This window comes from Bordetella tumulicola, from assembly GCF_054779135.1.
The window spans coordinates 776,590-791,813 of sequence record NZ_BAAGYU010000007.1 but is presented as its reverse complement, the minus strand read 5'-3'; the positions used below and the strand labels follow the sequence as shown (position 1 = coordinate 791,813).

Below are 15,224 nucleotides of genomic sequence, written 5' to 3'. Positions count from 1 at the left end.
GCGCTACAGCGCCTGCTCGCCACTTTCACCGGTCCGAATACGGATGGCCTGATCGACCGGCGACACGAAAATCTTGCCATCGCCGATTTTGCCCGTCCGGGCGGCCTTGATCACCGCCTCGATCGCCTGTTCGACCATATCGTCGGCCAGCACGACCTCGACGCGGATTTTCGGCAGAAAGTCCACCACATACTCGGCGCCCCGGTACAGCTCGGTATGCCCCTTTTGGCGGCCGAATCCCTTGACCTCGGTGACCGTCAGCCCACTGACGCCGACCTCGGCCAGCGCCTCGCGCACTTCGTCGAGCTTGAAGGGTTTGATAATGGCAGTGACTTGTTTCACGTTGTTCTTGTCCTGAAGAAAATTCGACTCTGGGCAAATCATGCCCCGCACTCGGCACACAGGTTCAGACGGTTTCCCGGAACCCGTTTGTGACAGGATAGCGCCAATCCCGCCCAAACGCGCGTGGCGTGATGCGCGGACCGGGCGGCGCCTGACGACGCTTGTATTCGTTAATGCGAATCAGGCGCACGACCTGCTCGACGGCGGATTTCGGGAAACCAGCCGCGACAATATCGGCCGCGGACTCGTTGCCCTCCATATAGCGCTCCATGATGCCGTCCAGGATTTCGTAGGGCGGCAGGCTGTCCTGGTCGGTCTGATCCGGTCGTAGCTCGGCCGACGGCGGGCGCGTGATGATGCGGCGCGGAATGACCTCTTGCGCTTGATTGCGCCACTCCGCCAGACGGTACACCAGCGTCTTGGGCACGTCCTTGATCACGGCAAACCCGCCCGCCATATCGCCGTACAGCGTGCAATACCCCGTCGTAAGCTCGGATTTATTGCCCGTCGTCAGCACCAGATGGCCGGTCTTGTTGGACAACGCCATCAACAGCGTCCCGCGTACGCGAGCCTGGATGTTTTCTTCTGTCGCGTCGAGCGGCAGGCCCGCGAACTGCGGCGCCAGCATGGTTTCAAATGCCTCGAACGCCGGGGCAATCGCGATATCGTCGTGCCGCACCCCCAGTCGCTGCGCCATATCCGTTGCGTCCGTCTGGGAAATATCGGCGGTATAGCGGGACGGCATCATTACCGTGCGCACATTCTCGGCGCCCAGCGCATCCACCGCGACGGCCAGCACCACGGCCGAATCAATCCCGCCCGAGAGGCCAATGATGGCGCCGGGAAAACCGTTCTTGCCCAGATAGTCACGCACACCCAGAACGAGGGCCTTCCAGACTTGCTCTTCGAGGCAGTACGGCGCCACATCGGCGTATTGGGACACGGGCCGCACCGCGCCGCGGGCGTCCACCTCAACCACATTGACGCCCTCGGTATAGTCCGGCAGGCGCGCGGTCGATTGACCCTGAGCGTCCAGGGCAAACGATGCCCCATCAAATACCAGCTCGTCCTGCCCACCGACCATGTTCGCGTAGATCACGGCACAACCGGTGTCCTGCGCGCAACGACGCGCAACCTGCAGCCGCTCGTCTTGCTTGCCCGTGTTGTAAGGCGACGCATTGGGGACCAGCAGCACCTGAGCACCGGCGTTGGCGGCGGCACGCGGCGCGGACTCGAACCAAATGTCTTCGCAGATATTGACGCCAAAACGCACGCCCTTGACCTCGAATACCAAGGGCTCCTGGGCCGAGGAGAAATAGCGCTGCTCGTCGAACACCGAATAATTCGGCAACTCGCGTTTGCGATACACGCCCACCACGCGCCCTTCGCACAATACCGTGGCCGCGTTATACAGGTGCTCGCCCTGGGCCAATACATGGCCGACGACCACATGCAGGTCAACCATATCGGCCATATCCTGGCGCAACTGGTCCAGCACCGCCTCTTGGCGCTCGACAAAATGCGGCCGCAGCAACAGGTCTTCGGGGGGATACCCCGTCAGCACCAGTTCTGGCGTGACCAGGACATCGGCGCCCTGCTCGTGCGCCGAACGGGCCGCCTTGAGTACGCGAGCCGCATTACCGGCGATATCGCCCACATAGGCGTTGATTTGCGCGATTCCAACGCGGGCAGCGCGGTTTGACGACGGTTCCAAATCAGGATTCCCAATCGGTTGAGGACGAAAGGAAAATTATCGCATGCCGACGCTATCGCTCGGCGCCAAGCGAGGCTCGGGCGCGCGGGCGTCTTCGTGCAGCGCACGTTCGCGCGCCATCTCTTGGCGCAGCGCCCGTCCCAACCCGTCGCCCATCGCTCCCACATCGGCTCCCGTAGGCTGTTGGTACAAGCGTAGGCCGAGCTCGGGCAAGATGGCCAGCAAATGATCAAAAACGTCACCCTGAATGCGTTCGTGCTCGACCCAGGCGGTCTGCGCCGTAAAGCAATACACTTCGACCGGAATGCCGTCGGATTGGGGCTCCATCATGCGCACCATCATCGACATATCCTGGCGAATTTCGGCGTGTTTCTTCAGGTAAGCCAGCGCATAGGCTCGAAAAGTGCCGATATTCGTCAAACGTCGACGATTGGCCGGTTCTAGCGCCAATTCTTCGCCCAGCTCGCTATTGGCCCGCAGCAAATCACTCTGCTTGGCCTCCAGATAGTCATGCAGCAGCAGGAAATGCGACAGTCGCCGCGCTTCGTCGTCCGTCAGAAAGCGCACGCTGGTCGCATCGACCCGCATCGTGCGCTTGATACGCCGCCCACCCGACTCGAACATGTGCCGGTAATTGCGGTAGCTTTCTGAAAACAGCTTATACGTGGGCACCGTCGTCACGGTGTTGTCCCAGTTTTGTACCTTGACGGTATGCAGGGCGATATCGCGCACAAAGCCATCAGCATTGGCCTGCGGCATCTCGATCCAGTCGCCGATACGCAGCATATCGTTAGACGTGAGCTGCGTGCTGGCGACAAACGACAACAACGTATCCTTGAACACCAGCAGCAAGACGGCGGACACCGCCCCCAGGCCGGAGATCATCCACAACGGCGAGCGCTGCAACAGAATAGACAGCACCAGCACGAAACAGATGGCGATCAGCGCCAGCTTGCCGATCTGGATATACCCCTTGATCGAGCGCGTCTTGGCCCGCGTGGTCGCGGAATACGTATCCTGCAAAGCGCTCAGCAACCCGGCGATGGCCAGAAACACGCAAATCCAGGCCGCCGCGTGCGCCAAGCGCCCGATGATGAGCACCAGCCCCTCCACGTGAGGCACCTGGTCAATCCCCAGCGACACCACGGCAAATGGCACGGCATACCAGATGTGGTGATACGCGCGGCGACGCCGCAGCGCCTTGTCCCAGTCGGCGCGGCCAGTCAAAATCAGCAGCCGATGCGCCCCAAGCAGGATAAGGCGTGCGCCGACCCATTGCGCGACCAGCGCCACCAGGACCAACACCACGACGCCCACCAGCGTCTGCGCCCAAGGGTGTTCAGGCACATATTGCGTCAGCCTGACTACCAATCGATCCCAATCCCAATCCATTAGCACGCCTTGATTCTGTCGTATGACTTGTTCGAATTATCCAACAAGTCGGGGCCTGCGTCGGTCAATCACCTCACAGATTCGGCGGCAATAGGCAACGCCCGCGCCGACACCCCGGCAAAGCCCCTCACCCTGGCTCTATAATCCCGCCCATGGCAAAAACTCCCCACTCCGACCAAAACCAGTTCGCCAACAAGGCGCAAGCCTGGTCCGCCCGGTTCTCTGAGCCGGTTTCCGATCTCGTCAAACGCTACACCGCGTCCGTGGACTTTGATAAGCGCATGGCGCGCTGCGACATCCAGGGTTCGCTGGCGCACGCTGACATGCTGGCCGCCCAGGGCATTATCAGCGCCCAGGATCTGGCCGATATCCAGCGCGGCATGACCCAAGTCCTGTCCGAAATTGACGCCGGCAGCTTCCAATGGCTGCTCGACCTCGAAGACGTCCACCTGAACATCGAAAAACGCCTGGTCGAACTCGTCGGCGACGCTGGCAAGCGCCTGCATACCGGCCGCTCGCGTAACGATCAGGTCGCCACCGACATCCGTTTGTGGTTGCGCGCGGAAATCGACAACCTGATCGACCTGCTGCGCCAACTGCGCCACGCGCTGGCCACCGTCGCCCTGGAACACGCCGGCACCATCATGCCCGGCTTTACCCACCTGCAAGTCGCCCAGCCCGTCACCTTTGGCCACCATCTCCTGGCCTACGCCGAGATGTTCGGCCGCGACGCCGAGCGTCTGGCCGACTGCCGGGGCCGCGTCAATCGCCTGCCGCTGGGCGCAGCCGCACTGGCCGGCACCTCGTTTCCGATCGACCGCGAGCGCGTCGCCAAAACCCTGGGTTTTGACGGCGTCTGCCGCAACTCGCTCGACGCCGTGTCCGATCGCGATTTCGCCATCGAATTCTGCGCCGCCGGCGCCCTGATCATGACGCACATATCGCGCCTGTCCGAAGAGCTTGTGCTCTGGATGAGCCCGCGCGTGGGTTTCATTGATCTGGCCGACCGTTTCTGCACCGGCAGCTCGATCATGCCCCAGAAAAAGAACCCCGACGTGCCCGAATTGGCGCGCGGCAAAACCGGCCGCGTCAATGGCCATCTGGTCGCCCTGTTGACTCTGATGAAGGGCCAGCCCCTGGCCTACAACAAGGACAACCAGGAAGACAAAGAAGGCCTGTTCGATACGGTCGATACCGTGCGCGACACGCTCACCATCTTTGCCGACATGGCCACCGGCATCAAGGTCAAGCCCGAGAACATGCGCGCGGCGGCTTTGCAGGGTTTTGCCACCGCCACCGACCTGGCCGACTATCTGGTCAAGCGCGGCTTGCCCTTCCGTGACGCCCACGAAGTCGTGGCCCACGCCGTACGCGACTGCGAACAACGCGGCTGCGACCTGGCCGACTTATCGACCGCCGATCTCAAGGCCTACCACGACAGCATCGACGAAGACGTCCATGAGGTCCTGACGCTCGAGGGCTCCGTGGCCGCACGCAAGCACATCGGCGGCACCGCCCCCGAGCGCGTGGCCGAAGAAGCCCAGCGCGTATTGACGGAAACGGCGCAGGGCTGATCCCGCTAGACCGGCCCGCTCCACTCCGTGACAAACTCACGGAAATCGGGCCGTTCTATCGTGGGTACGGCGCAAGCCGGCGTACCCACGGCCAAGAACCCCAAAAACCGGTGATCCAGCGAATCCAAGCCCAGGGCGTCCTGGACCTCTTCCAGGTACGTCCCCATCCCTGTGCTCCAGAACGCGCCATAGCCCAGCGCGTGGATGGCGTTCAGCATGTTCATCACCGCCGCGCCGGTCGCCAGCAACTGCTCTTGCTCGGGTACCTTGGGATTGTCGTGGTCAATCTTGTGCGCCAGGCCGACAAATAGCGGGACCTCGCTCATCCACTGGCGGACCGATTTTTCCTTTTCGGGCGTCATGCGCGGGTCGCCGCTGCGCTTGACCGCATCCAGGGCCAGATCCGCCAATCGGCCGATCGCCTCGCCACGGATCAATACAAAACGCCATGGACGCAGCTTGCCGTGGTCAGGCGCGCTCATCGCGGTCTGCAGAATCTGATCCAACTCGTCCTGTTTCGGTGCCGGCGCGCGCAGGAATTTCATCGACCGGCGGGAAGTTAAAGCATGCAAAGGGGAAACGGCTGTCATGAGATCGTTATCGCTAAAGTCATTCGAGAAACATTCTCATCATACTTGAGCGTACCGCCGCACAGGCGAGTCCCACTTCAACCCAAATGGGTATGACGTTCGCCACGCTCCTCCACCTGCATCTGCGCCAGGCCGTGCAAAATGCCGCAATCCTCCGCATCTGGCCGCGCCGACAGGCAACGCTGTCGTAGCTCGGCCAATTGCGTTTTCAACTGCTTCAACTCGGCAATCCGGGCGTCGACGTGCGCAATATGCTCGTCAAACAACGCATTAATCGGCTGGCAGCTCGTCTGATGATTGTCCGCCAGGCTCAGAATGGTCCGAATTTCATCCTGCGTCATATCCAAGGCGCGGCAGTTACGGATCAGTCGCAGCCGCTCCAGATGCGCCTCGCCATAGCTACGATAGTTGTTCAGACTACGCTCCGGCTTGGGTAATAATCCCTCTTTCTCGTAATAGCGCACGGTTTCGACCGTCGTACCGGCTGTCTTGGCCAGCTCACCGATTTTCATGATCCTCTCCTGTAACGCGGCGCCCTGCCCCCCACGGTGACCCGATGCAGTCGCGAGGCGGGAAATACGGGGTAGGAAACATTCAGGGCTTGACTCTATAGTAACTCCAAGGTGTGAAATACCCGCATCTCCTCTGAAATAGTCGGAAATCACCCATGTCCACGTCTTCAGCTTCGCAGTGCTGTTCCCAGGACCCCAGTCCCGACAAGCAGGACCACGATCACAAGCATGAACACGATCATGCCAACTCTCGCGACGTGGGCCAAAGCTGCTGCGCCACCGCCTCGGGACCGGCCACCGAGGCCGCTCTGCAGGCGGGTCCTGGCCAGCAACTGAGCCGGCTACGTATCGGTCAAATGGACTGCCCGACCGAAGAAACGCTGATCCGCAAAAAACTGGACAAGCTGCCGGGCATCCATGACGTGCACTTCAATCTGATGCAGCGCGAGCTGACCGTCGTCCACGCGCAAGACACACTTGATCCCATCGTCAGCGCCATCAAATCGCTAGGCATGACGCCCGAGCTGCTCGCCCAGGATGACACCAGCGCACCAGCGGCCACGGGCCCCTCGTCGCGCACTGGCTATCTGCTCGCCACGGGCGGGGTACTGGCCGCGCTCTCCGAGGCCGCGCATTTTGCCGCGCTACCCACGGCCGTCAGCGCCATCCTGGCTGTCGTCGCGATCCTTACGTGCGGGCTGGGTACCTATCGCAAAGGCTGGATTGCCCTGCGCAACGGCAATCTGAACATCAACGCCTTGATGAGCATCGCCGTCACCGGCGCCGTCCTCATCGGTCAGTGGCCCGAGGCCGCCATGGTGATGGTGCTGTTCAACATCGCCGAGCTCATCGAAGCCCGGGCCCTCGATCGCGCGCGCAACGCCGTTCGCGACCTGCTCGCGCTGACCCCCCAGGTCGCCACGGCCCGCCAGCCCGACGGGTCATGGAAGGAAATCCCCGTCGCCAACCTGAATCTTGAGGATTGGGTACGCGTGCGGCCCGGCGAACGCATCGCCGTGGACGGCATCATTGTCGAAGGGACTTCCGCCATCGACCAGGCCGCCATCACCGGCGAAAGCCTGCCCGTCGACAAAACCATCGGCGACACCGTCTATGCCGGCACGGTCAACACCACCGGCGCTTTTGACTACCGCGTCACCGCCGCGGCGGGCAATACCACGCTGGCCCGCATCATTCACGCCGTCGAGCAAGCCCAGGGCGCGCGTGCGCCCACCCAGCGCTTCATCGACCGGTTCTCGCGTATCTACACGCCTGCGGTCGTTATCCTGGCAATCCTGATCGCCGTCGTGCCGCCACTCGTCGCCGGCCAACCCTGGATGGACGCCATCTACCGCGCCCTCGCCTTGCTGATCATCGCCTGCCCCTGCGCGCTGGTCATTTCCACGCCCGTCAGCGTCGTCAGTGGCCTGACCGCCGCTGCGCGGCGCGGCATCCTGATCAAGGGCGGCATCTACCTTGAACAGGGCCGCAAACTGAACTGGTTGGCGCTAGACAAAACCGGCACGCTCACCCACGGCAAGCCCGTTTGCACAGACTTTATCGCGCTACAGGCTAGCGCGCCCTCCGGCAGCCAAGGTAATACCGCCGTGGCAGATTCAACCGCAGCCTCTGCGGACCACGCGCTCTCGACCGGCGACGCAACCACCCTCCTCGATTCATCGACCGACCGCATCGCCGACCTAGATTCCCCCACCGCCCTGATCGCGGCCAGCCTCGCGGCCCGTTCCGACCACCCCGTCTCGCGCGCGGTCGCACAGGCTTACCTCGCGGCACATCCCGACGCCGTGCTACGTGATGTGCAAGACTTCTCCGCCCTGCCCGGTCGGGGCGTGCGCGGTCGCATCGACGACCAGACCTGGCACCTGGGTAACCTGCGCCTGATGCGCGAACTGGGTATCGCCACCCCCGAAATACAAGGCCGCATCGAAGCCTATGAACAGCAAGGAAAAACCGCCATCGCCCTGACCGATGGCACGCAAACCCTCGCCCTGGCCGCCGTCGCCGACACGCTCAAACCCAGCAGCAAAGAAGCCATTGCCAGCCTGCATCAGCTTGGCGTACGCACCCTGATGCTGACCGGCGACAATCCTCGTGCCGCCCGCGCCATCGCCGAACAAGCCGGTATCGACGAAGCGCACGGCGAACTGCTGCCTGAAGACAAGCAACGCGCCGTCGAGGCCAAGCTCAGCGCGAGCCACACCGTCGGCATGGTCGGCGACGGTATCAACGATGCTCCCGCCCTGGCGCGCGCCGACATCGGCTTTGCCATGGGCGCGGCCGGCACCGGCACCGCCATCGAGACCGCCGACGTCGCCCTGATGGACGATGACCTGCGCAAGATATCCGCCTTTGTGCGGTTATCACGCGCCACCCACCAAGTCCTGATGCAAAACATCGGGATGGCCCTGGGTATCAAGGCAATCTTCCTCGTGCTGGCGGTCACCGGGCACGCCAGCCTGTGGATGGCCGTGTTTGCCGACGTGGGCGCCAGCCTACTGGTCGTGGCCAACGGATTGCGATTGTTACGGGCGCGTTAGCGCGTAAAGTCGTGGTAGCCACCCCTGGCGTTCCCCTGCCGCTTATAACTAATAGAAATATTTTCAATATTTTTTATAGGTTGTGGAAGAATAGACGGCTTGTTAGAGTCATCGTTTATGCGCGGTGGGGCTCATAAGGCCCCACAAGCCACACAACAACTCACCGGAGCGTGACATGAAGCCCCTGCGTTCGATCCTGTTGACTGGATTGCTATCTCTCGTCTCCGTTTGCGCCTACGCCCAAGATGGCCTGGCCGACATCAAATCGGCCGGCGTTATCAAAATCGGCACCGAGGGTACCTATGCCCCGTTCAGTTATCACGACGCGTCGGGCAAGCTCACCGGTTTCGACGTCGATATCGGTCGCGCCATCGCCGAACGCCTTGGCGTCAAGGCCGAGTTCGTCGAAGGCAAATGGGACGGCCTGATCGCCGGCCTCGACGTCAAGCGTTATGACGCTGTCATTAACCAAGTCGGTATCACCGATGCACGCAAAGCCAAATACGACTTTTCGGACCCGTACATCGCCTCCGAGGCCGTCCTGATCGTGCACGACGACGAAAAAAACATCAAAAGCTTCGAGGACATCAAAGGCAAGCGCTCGGCCAACACATTGACCAGCAACTTTGGCAAACTCGCCCAGAAATATGGCGCCGAAGTCATCGCCGTCCAAGGTTTTAACGAGGCCATCGACCTGCTGCTCTCCGGCCGCGTCGATGCCACCATCAACGACAACCTGTCCTTCCTGGACTTCAAAAAACAAAAACCCGACGCCAAGGTCAGCATTGTCGACAGTGACAAAAGCGCGGAATTCAGCGAGTCCGGAGTCTTGATCCGCAAAAACAACCCCGAACTGCGCGACGCCATTAACAAGGCACTGGCCGACATCAAGGCCGACGGTACCTACAAAACTATCTCGGTCCAGTACTTCGGCACAGACCTGTCCGCCCAGTAACGCCATCGCGACGTAAAGACCACCCGAGCATCGCCCCTCCCCATGGACGCCGCTATCGTGCCCGCATGGCTACAGTTAATGCTGGATTCATTCTGGCCCTTGCTGAAGGCGGGACTCGCCTTCACCGTACCCCTGACGCTATTGTCCTTTGCGGGCGGGCTGATACTGGCATTCATCGTCGCGCTGATCCGGCTATTTGGCCCTAAGCCACTGGTCCTGATCGTCCGCTTTTATGTCTGGCTGATACGAGGCACCCCACTGTTGGTGCAGTTGTTCATTATTTTCTATGGCCTGCCCAACGCCGGCATCGTACTGGATCCCCTGCCTGCGGCACTGATCGGCTTTATCCTCAACGTCGGTGCGTACAATTCCGAAGTCATACGCAGCGCCATCGAGTCCATTCCCAAAGGCCAATGGGAGGCCGCCTACTCGCTCAGCATGACCCGCGGCCAAGCCATGCGACGTACCGTATTGCCCCAGGCCGCCCGCGTCGCGGTCCCCCCGCTGGCCAACTCATTTATCTCGCTGGTCAAAGACACCTCGCTGGCCGCGGTGCTCACCGTACCCGAGATTTTCCAGGCCGCCCAGCGCATCGCCGCCGTCACCTACGAGCCGCTGATCCTCTACACAGAGGCCGCCCTGATCTATCTGATATTCAGTTCCGTGCTGTCGGCCGCCCAAACCCGCCTCGAGCGCCGTTACGGCCAGCATGCTGTCTTTACCGAGGGGCAACGCTGATGATCTCGCTCACGCAGATCAACAAATCCTTCGGCACGCACCACGTGCTGGACAACGTCGACGTCGCCCTTGCCGAAGGCAGCGTCACCGCACTGATCGGCCCGTCCGGCAGCGGTAAAAGCACACTGCTGCGCTGCGTCAACCTCCTTGAAATCCCCGAAGCGGGCACCCTGCGCATCGGCGATGAAACCCTGGAATTCAATCCCGTGCACAGGCCGCAGCGCGACGCAATCCAACGCATCCGCATGCAAACCGGCATGGTGTTCCAGAACTTTCAACTGTTCCCCCACCAGACCGTCATCGACAACGTCATGGAAGGCCTGGTCACCGTCCAAAAATGGCCCCAGGCCAGGGCTCGCGAACGTGCCGAGGCTCTCTTGACCAAAGTCGGCATGCTTGACAAGGCCAATGCCTGGCCGTTGAACTTATCCGGCGGACAACAACAACGCGTCGCCATTGCGCGCGCGCTGGCGCCTTCTCCCCGCGTCTTGCTCTGCGATGAGCCCACCTCCGCGCTGGACCCCGGCCTCGCCGCGGAAGTCGTGGACGTGCTCAAACAACTCGCCAGCGAAGGCATGACTATGCTGATGGCCACCCACGATCTGCGTCTGGCTGCGGCGATCTCACGCGAAGCCGTTTTTCTACAAGATGGCAAAGTAGTCGAATCGGGCGCGTCCGCCAAGTTATTTACGCAGCCCAGCGATCCGCGTACCGCAGCGTTTATTTCGACATTGACGCAGTGAGATTGACCCAGTGACATCGATGCAGCGATGTCAACGCATAACCCGCGCTGAATCTCAACGCGGGTTCGTCGCCAGTCGTTAAAGGACGGCGCTTACTGCCCCGACTCCCATTGCTCGACAGTCAATTGCGGTATCGCAAAACGATCCGTTGTCGTGGTGTACCATCCCGGACTCGCCATCCGTCCAATCGCCTCAAACTTCGAACTGTCGAGATGGCAACGGTCCACGTCGATGACGCACGAATCATCGATATGCATCGCGCTCACGGTGGCCATCACCATGACCGACGACGGCGGCACATCGATGATCTGCTGAAGCTTGCATTCCAGTGTCAACGGACTGCTCTTGATCCGGTGTCCGGCAATCTTGGTGCAAGGCACCGTCTCCAGCCCCGCCTTTTCCAGTTCGTTCACACCGACAGGGAAAGGCACTGCGGTGGTATTCATGGCCTGCACAAGAGGCTGCGTCACCATATTGATCGCGAACTCTCCCGTCGCCCGGATATTTGCCAGACTATCCTTATCGTTTCCCTTTGGCCGCCCCATACCGATACAGACAACGGGAGGATGTCCGCCAAAAAAGTTGAACAATGAATACGGTGCCGCATTCACAACACCATCGGCATCCTGACTCACCACCCATGCAATGGGACGAGGCAGAATTGAGGATGACATCAGTTTGTAGCTGCGGCCAACATCCAGGTCATCCATATCGAACATCATGGTGTGTTTCCGTCCCGTTATGAATCCATAGCGCCTCGCTGTGCGCACGCCGCGAATCGACGTGGCCGCTGAAGGCGCCAATCTTAGTTCGAACTGATTTTAATACGTTCGATTACCGGCTCCCAACGCACACGGTCTTCCTCGATCAACTTATCAAGCGCTTTACTATCCGCATGTAATGGAATGGCACCCATATCAGTGATCTTCTGCTGAACCTCCGGATCTTCCATCACAACAGTCATCTCGCGACTCAACCGCTCAATGATTGCATCAGGTGTTTTCGCCGGGGCAAAAAATCCCATCCAGCTCGATGACTCCGCGCCTTTTACACCCGCCTGTGCGGCGGTAGGTACATCCGGCAAGGACTTGACGCGCTCACCGTAGACGACCGCCAGCGCTTTCAAACGTCCGTTACTGATAAAACTGGCAGTTGTCGCCGGATAATCAAACGCGACGGGTACCACACCCCCTACAACATCTTGAACAGCAGGTGCACTACCCCGATACGGGATGTGAGTCATTTTGATGCCCGCGACGTCCTGAAACAGCTCGCCGGTCAGATTTGCGGCGGATCCATTACCTGCGGAGGCATAACTCAAATTACCCGGATTCGCTTTGGCATAAGCGACAAGCTCCAACAATGTGTTGTAAGGCGCATCCGCACGCACAACGATCACCGTCGCCGCATCGATAAATGCGTAGACTGAGGCAAAGTCACTTGCCGGCGGAATATTGACGTCCTTCTGAATCATGGCGTTCGTCACCTGTGTACCACGCGTACCCATAAACAGCGTGTATCCATCCGGCTTCGCTCTTGCGGCATACTCTGCCCCAATTGCCCCGCCCGCGCCCGGACGGTTATCAACGATAATCGGTTGCCCCAATCGCTCAGATAATTTTTTCGCCACCAAACGCCCGGATACATCGGTAATGCCCCCGGCCGTATAGGGAATCACGAGCGTGATGGGCTTTTCCGGATAGGCTTGGGCAGCATTCGCTTGCGATATACCCAGACCAAGGCACAACAGCGCAGCATAAGCAAAATTTTTCATTGAATTGTCTCCTTTGTTATTGATAGATAGGCAAGCGACAAGCTCAGCAAGATCGCCTGTTTACTCACCAGGCCATGCGTAGCATCTCCAGGGCATCGCCTGCACTTTGAACTGGGCGTGGGCTATTGCGCATACCAGGGTCATGCATGCTCTTTTGCGCAATGGACGGCAAGTCCACCTCCGGAACATTCAATTCACGCAACCGAGCAGGCAGTCCCAATGTCGCGACAAAGCGCTCAACCCACGAACCCAGATCCTCGCCCGGGCCGTCCAGCGCCGCTATCACGCGCCGTTGTTGGCGTTGATTGACGGTCACATTCCAACGCAAGACCGATGGCAGCAATACGCAGGAAGTCAATCCATGCGCGACACCGGCGTGTATACCCAGCGTGTGCCCCAACGCGTGGCTGGCTCCGGTCTTCACCCCCGCATTACCCCCCGTAATGGACAACCATGATGCCAATTGGCATTGCACTCTGGCCTCAAGATCGCCCGGTCGACGGTGCACAGCAGGAAGCGCCCACGCCAACATTTGCAAAGCGTGCAGACTCGTCGCGTCAGACACGGGATGGCTGCGTAATGCGACCAGGCGTTCAATGGCGTGATCCATCGCCTTGACCCCGCTGGCCAAAAAAATCGGCAAGGGAACGTCCATCGTTAACACCGGGTCAAGAATCACCGTACGAGGCGCCATTGCCGCATGCGCTACGATATTCTTGACTCGGGTGTCGGGGTCGCTAACGCCGGCAAACCACGTAAACTCCGCCGCCGATAATGTCTGCGGCACAACCGTGATGCGTAGCCAATCTGCTGCCTCCTGATCAGGATCACTCGAATCGACCTGGCTCAGGTCCTGAGGCTCCAATAACATCGCGGCGTCTGCGTCGACGCTTTTATGCAAAAGCAATGCGATCGCCTTGGCCGCGTCAATCACCGATCCTCCACCCAGTGCGACCAGATGATCAACGTTCAACTCACGTGCCAGCAGTGCACCTTGCCGAATACACCGTACCGGCACATGTGGCAATGCCTCACAGAACTCGCCGACGTACCGCTGTCCCAATGCAGCACTCAAGGTTTGCAGCGCGACCGAACCTCGTGCCTGGGGCGCCGCGATGACGAGAACGCGTTGTGCATTACAAACATGCATCTCCTCTACAACAGCCTTATCAAAAGGCTGCCCATGAACGACTCTCTCTAACAAAGTGTGGCGACAGATGCCTGCCGCAACTGACGATGTCTCAGGAGTAGTCATTGCCGTACGACTCTCGATTGCGCGTCCGCATCCGACTCCGGCATGCCAGAGAGCGACACCGGAAACCGCAGAAAAGACGTTCCATCACTTGCCTGTAGATCCCGGCCCGCGGCCAGGCTGGTATCCAGAAGATCAGAGGGTTTGACCAGCAACATCGCCGGCACATCGGCGGCCATCAACGCCACATGCAGTTCATTGCTTTCACGTTGCAGCACGTGTGCGGCGATGGCTTGGCGAATAGCACCCGCGGACTTTGCGCGATACTCATAGTCCATGAACGCTGCATCAGTGAATGTGTTCAGTTCAAGGCATTGCACAAGCCGCTGCCAGAAATGATTTTCCAGCGCGCAGATCGTGATTTCCTGACCGTCCCGGCAACGAAACACCCCGTATGCCGGTTTGTCCAGTACGTCCTGACGCTGTTGATTCAGGGCATCCAGGCCCTGGGCCTGAAAAGCGCCCAAGCGCGGGTTCATCCAATGAGCAAGACAATCCGCCAGGGCAATGTCCAGATACTGTCCCTTGCCTGATTGCACACGCTGAAAGAGCGCCGCCAGCACTGCGCTAAATCCATACATCGCACCACAAAGATCCGCCACCGGCAGGCCGAAGACATGCTCCGGTCTACCATCGGGCAATCCCGATAGCGCGAGCGCACCACTGACCGCTTGGTAATTGAGATCATGCCCTGGCAGCAAAGCACGCTCCCCTGTTTGGCCATAGCCACTGATAGAGGCATAGATCAATCGGGGATAGCGCGAACTAAGCGTTGCATAATCCAGTCCAAGCCGCTTCATCACGCCGGGACGATAGGCCTCCAACAACACGTCGGCCGTCTCAAGCAACTGTTCGATCTGCGCATGCCCCTGCGAAGATTTAAGGTCCACCTGAATACAGTCTTTGCCGCGGTTCGCCGCATGAAAGACCCCCGGTGCCATCAGGCGAGCGTTGTCGCCGTGCGGAGGTCGCTCGATCTTGGTCACGTGGGCCCCCAGTTCGACCAAATTTTGCGACAAAAACGGGCCCGGTAGCAGTTCAGTGAAATCCAAGACGCGGATCCCTTGTAGCGGTGTCATC

14 protein-coding genes are annotated in these 15,224 nt (G+C 60.2%); 5 read left to right on the top strand and 9 right to left on the bottom strand.

Annotated elements, in window-relative coordinates; genetic code table 11:
* Positions 1–3: 3 nt before the first annotated feature.
* The 3 genes from ACYVDM_RS12040 to ACYVDM_RS12030 all read right to left on the bottom strand — a co-directional run bounded on the left by ACYVDM_RS12040 (position 4) and on the right by ACYVDM_RS12030 (position 3,448).
* Entirely contained in the window at positions 4–342 is a 339-nt protein-coding gene (locus tag ACYVDM_RS12040; RefSeq protein ID WP_415785512.1) for a P-II family nitrogen regulator, read from the bottom strand.
* Positions 343–406: 64 nt separating this feature from the next.
* Positions 407–2,056, bottom strand: coding sequence for an NAD+ synthase (locus tag ACYVDM_RS12035; protein ID WP_415785514.1), 1,650 nt, complete (start codon positions 2,054–2,056; stop codon positions 407–409).
* A gap of 36 nt (positions 2,057–2,092) precedes the next feature.
* Positions 2,093–3,448 carry a mechanosensitive ion channel family protein gene (locus tag ACYVDM_RS12030; RefSeq protein ID WP_415785516.1) on the bottom strand — a complete coding sequence of 452 codons (1,356 nt, stop codon included), beginning with the start codon at positions 3,446–3,448 and terminating at the stop codon, positions 2,093–2,095.
* A 152-nt stretch (positions 3,449–3,600) separates the two neighbouring features.
* Between ACYVDM_RS12030 and argH the strand changes: the two genes are divergently transcribed.
* Entirely contained in the window at positions 3,601–5,022 is a 1,422-nt protein-coding gene (gene argH, locus ACYVDM_RS12025; RefSeq protein ID WP_415785518.1) for an argininosuccinate lyase, read from the top strand.
* A gap of 5 nt (positions 5,023–5,027) precedes the next feature.
* Here the strand turns inward: argH and ACYVDM_RS12020 are convergent, their stop codons facing one another.
* The gene (locus ACYVDM_RS12020; protein WP_415785520.1) at positions 5,028–5,612 is read right to left on the bottom strand and encodes a nitroreductase family protein; all 585 of its coding nucleotides are present in this window, start codon (positions 5,610–5,612) and stop codon (positions 5,028–5,030) included.
* A 77-nt stretch (positions 5,613–5,689) separates the two neighbouring features.
* Positions 5,690–6,124, bottom strand: coding sequence for a Cd(II)/Pb(II)-responsive transcriptional regulator (gene cadR, locus ACYVDM_RS12015; RefSeq protein WP_415785522.1), 435 nt, complete (start codon positions 6,122–6,124; stop codon positions 5,690–5,692).
* A gap of 155 nt (positions 6,125–6,279) precedes the next feature.
* On the opposite strand from cadR, the gene ACYVDM_RS12010 reads away from it, so the two are divergent.
* The 4 genes from ACYVDM_RS12010 (at position 6,280) to ACYVDM_RS11995 (ending at position 11,118) form a co-directional block, all read left to right on the top strand.
* The gene (locus ACYVDM_RS12010; RefSeq protein ID WP_415785524.1) at positions 6,280–8,682 is read left to right on the top strand and encodes a heavy metal translocating P-type ATPase; all 2,403 of its coding nucleotides are present in this window, start codon (positions 6,280–6,282) and stop codon (positions 8,680–8,682) included.
* Positions 8,683–8,857: 175 nt separating this feature from the next.
* A complete protein-coding gene (locus ACYVDM_RS12005) occupies positions 8,858–9,637 on the top strand; it encodes an amino acid ABC transporter substrate-binding protein (protein WP_415785526.1) in 780 nt (259 codons plus the stop codon).
* Between the two features lie 57 nt (positions 9,638–9,694).
* Positions 9,695–10,375 (top strand): amino acid ABC transporter permease, encoded by a 681-nt coding sequence (locus tag ACYVDM_RS12000; protein WP_415787017.1) that lies wholly within the window; start codon positions 9,695–9,697, stop codon positions 10,373–10,375.
* Positions 10,375–11,118, top strand: a complete 744-nt coding sequence (locus ACYVDM_RS11995) for an amino acid ABC transporter ATP-binding protein (RefSeq protein ID WP_415785528.1) — start codon at positions 10,375–10,377, stop codon at positions 11,116–11,118. The genes ACYVDM_RS12000 and ACYVDM_RS11995 overlap by 1 nt, the downstream gene beginning before the upstream one ends.
* A gap of 92 nt (positions 11,119–11,210) precedes the next feature.
* Here ACYVDM_RS11995 and ACYVDM_RS11990 read toward each other — a convergent pair whose 3' ends face one another.
* The 4 genes from ACYVDM_RS11990 to ACYVDM_RS11975 all read right to left on the bottom strand — a co-directional run bounded on the left by ACYVDM_RS11990 (position 11,211) and on the right by ACYVDM_RS11975 (position 15,223).
* A complete protein-coding gene (locus ACYVDM_RS11990; protein WP_415785530.1) occupies positions 11,211–11,840 on the bottom strand; it encodes a flavin reductase family protein in 630 nt (209 codons plus the stop codon).
* A gap of 83 nt (positions 11,841–11,923) precedes the next feature.
* The gene (locus ACYVDM_RS11985; protein ID WP_415785532.1) at positions 11,924–12,892 is read right to left on the bottom strand and encodes a Bug family tripartite tricarboxylate transporter substrate binding protein; all 969 of its coding nucleotides are present in this window, start codon (positions 12,890–12,892) and stop codon (positions 11,924–11,926) included.
* A gap of 64 nt (positions 12,893–12,956) precedes the next feature.
* Positions 12,957–14,042 carry an iron-containing alcohol dehydrogenase gene (locus ACYVDM_RS11980; RefSeq protein ID WP_415785534.1) on the bottom strand — a complete coding sequence of 362 codons (1,086 nt, stop codon included), beginning with the start codon at positions 14,040–14,042 and terminating at the stop codon, positions 12,957–12,959.
* Positions 14,043–14,143: 101 nt separating this feature from the next.
* On the bottom strand, positions 14,144–15,223 hold the full coding sequence (locus tag ACYVDM_RS11975; RefSeq protein WP_415785536.1) for a CaiB/BaiF CoA transferase family protein: 1,080 nt from the start codon (positions 15,221–15,223) through the stop codon (positions 14,144–14,146).
* Position 15,224 lies beyond the last annotated feature (1 nt).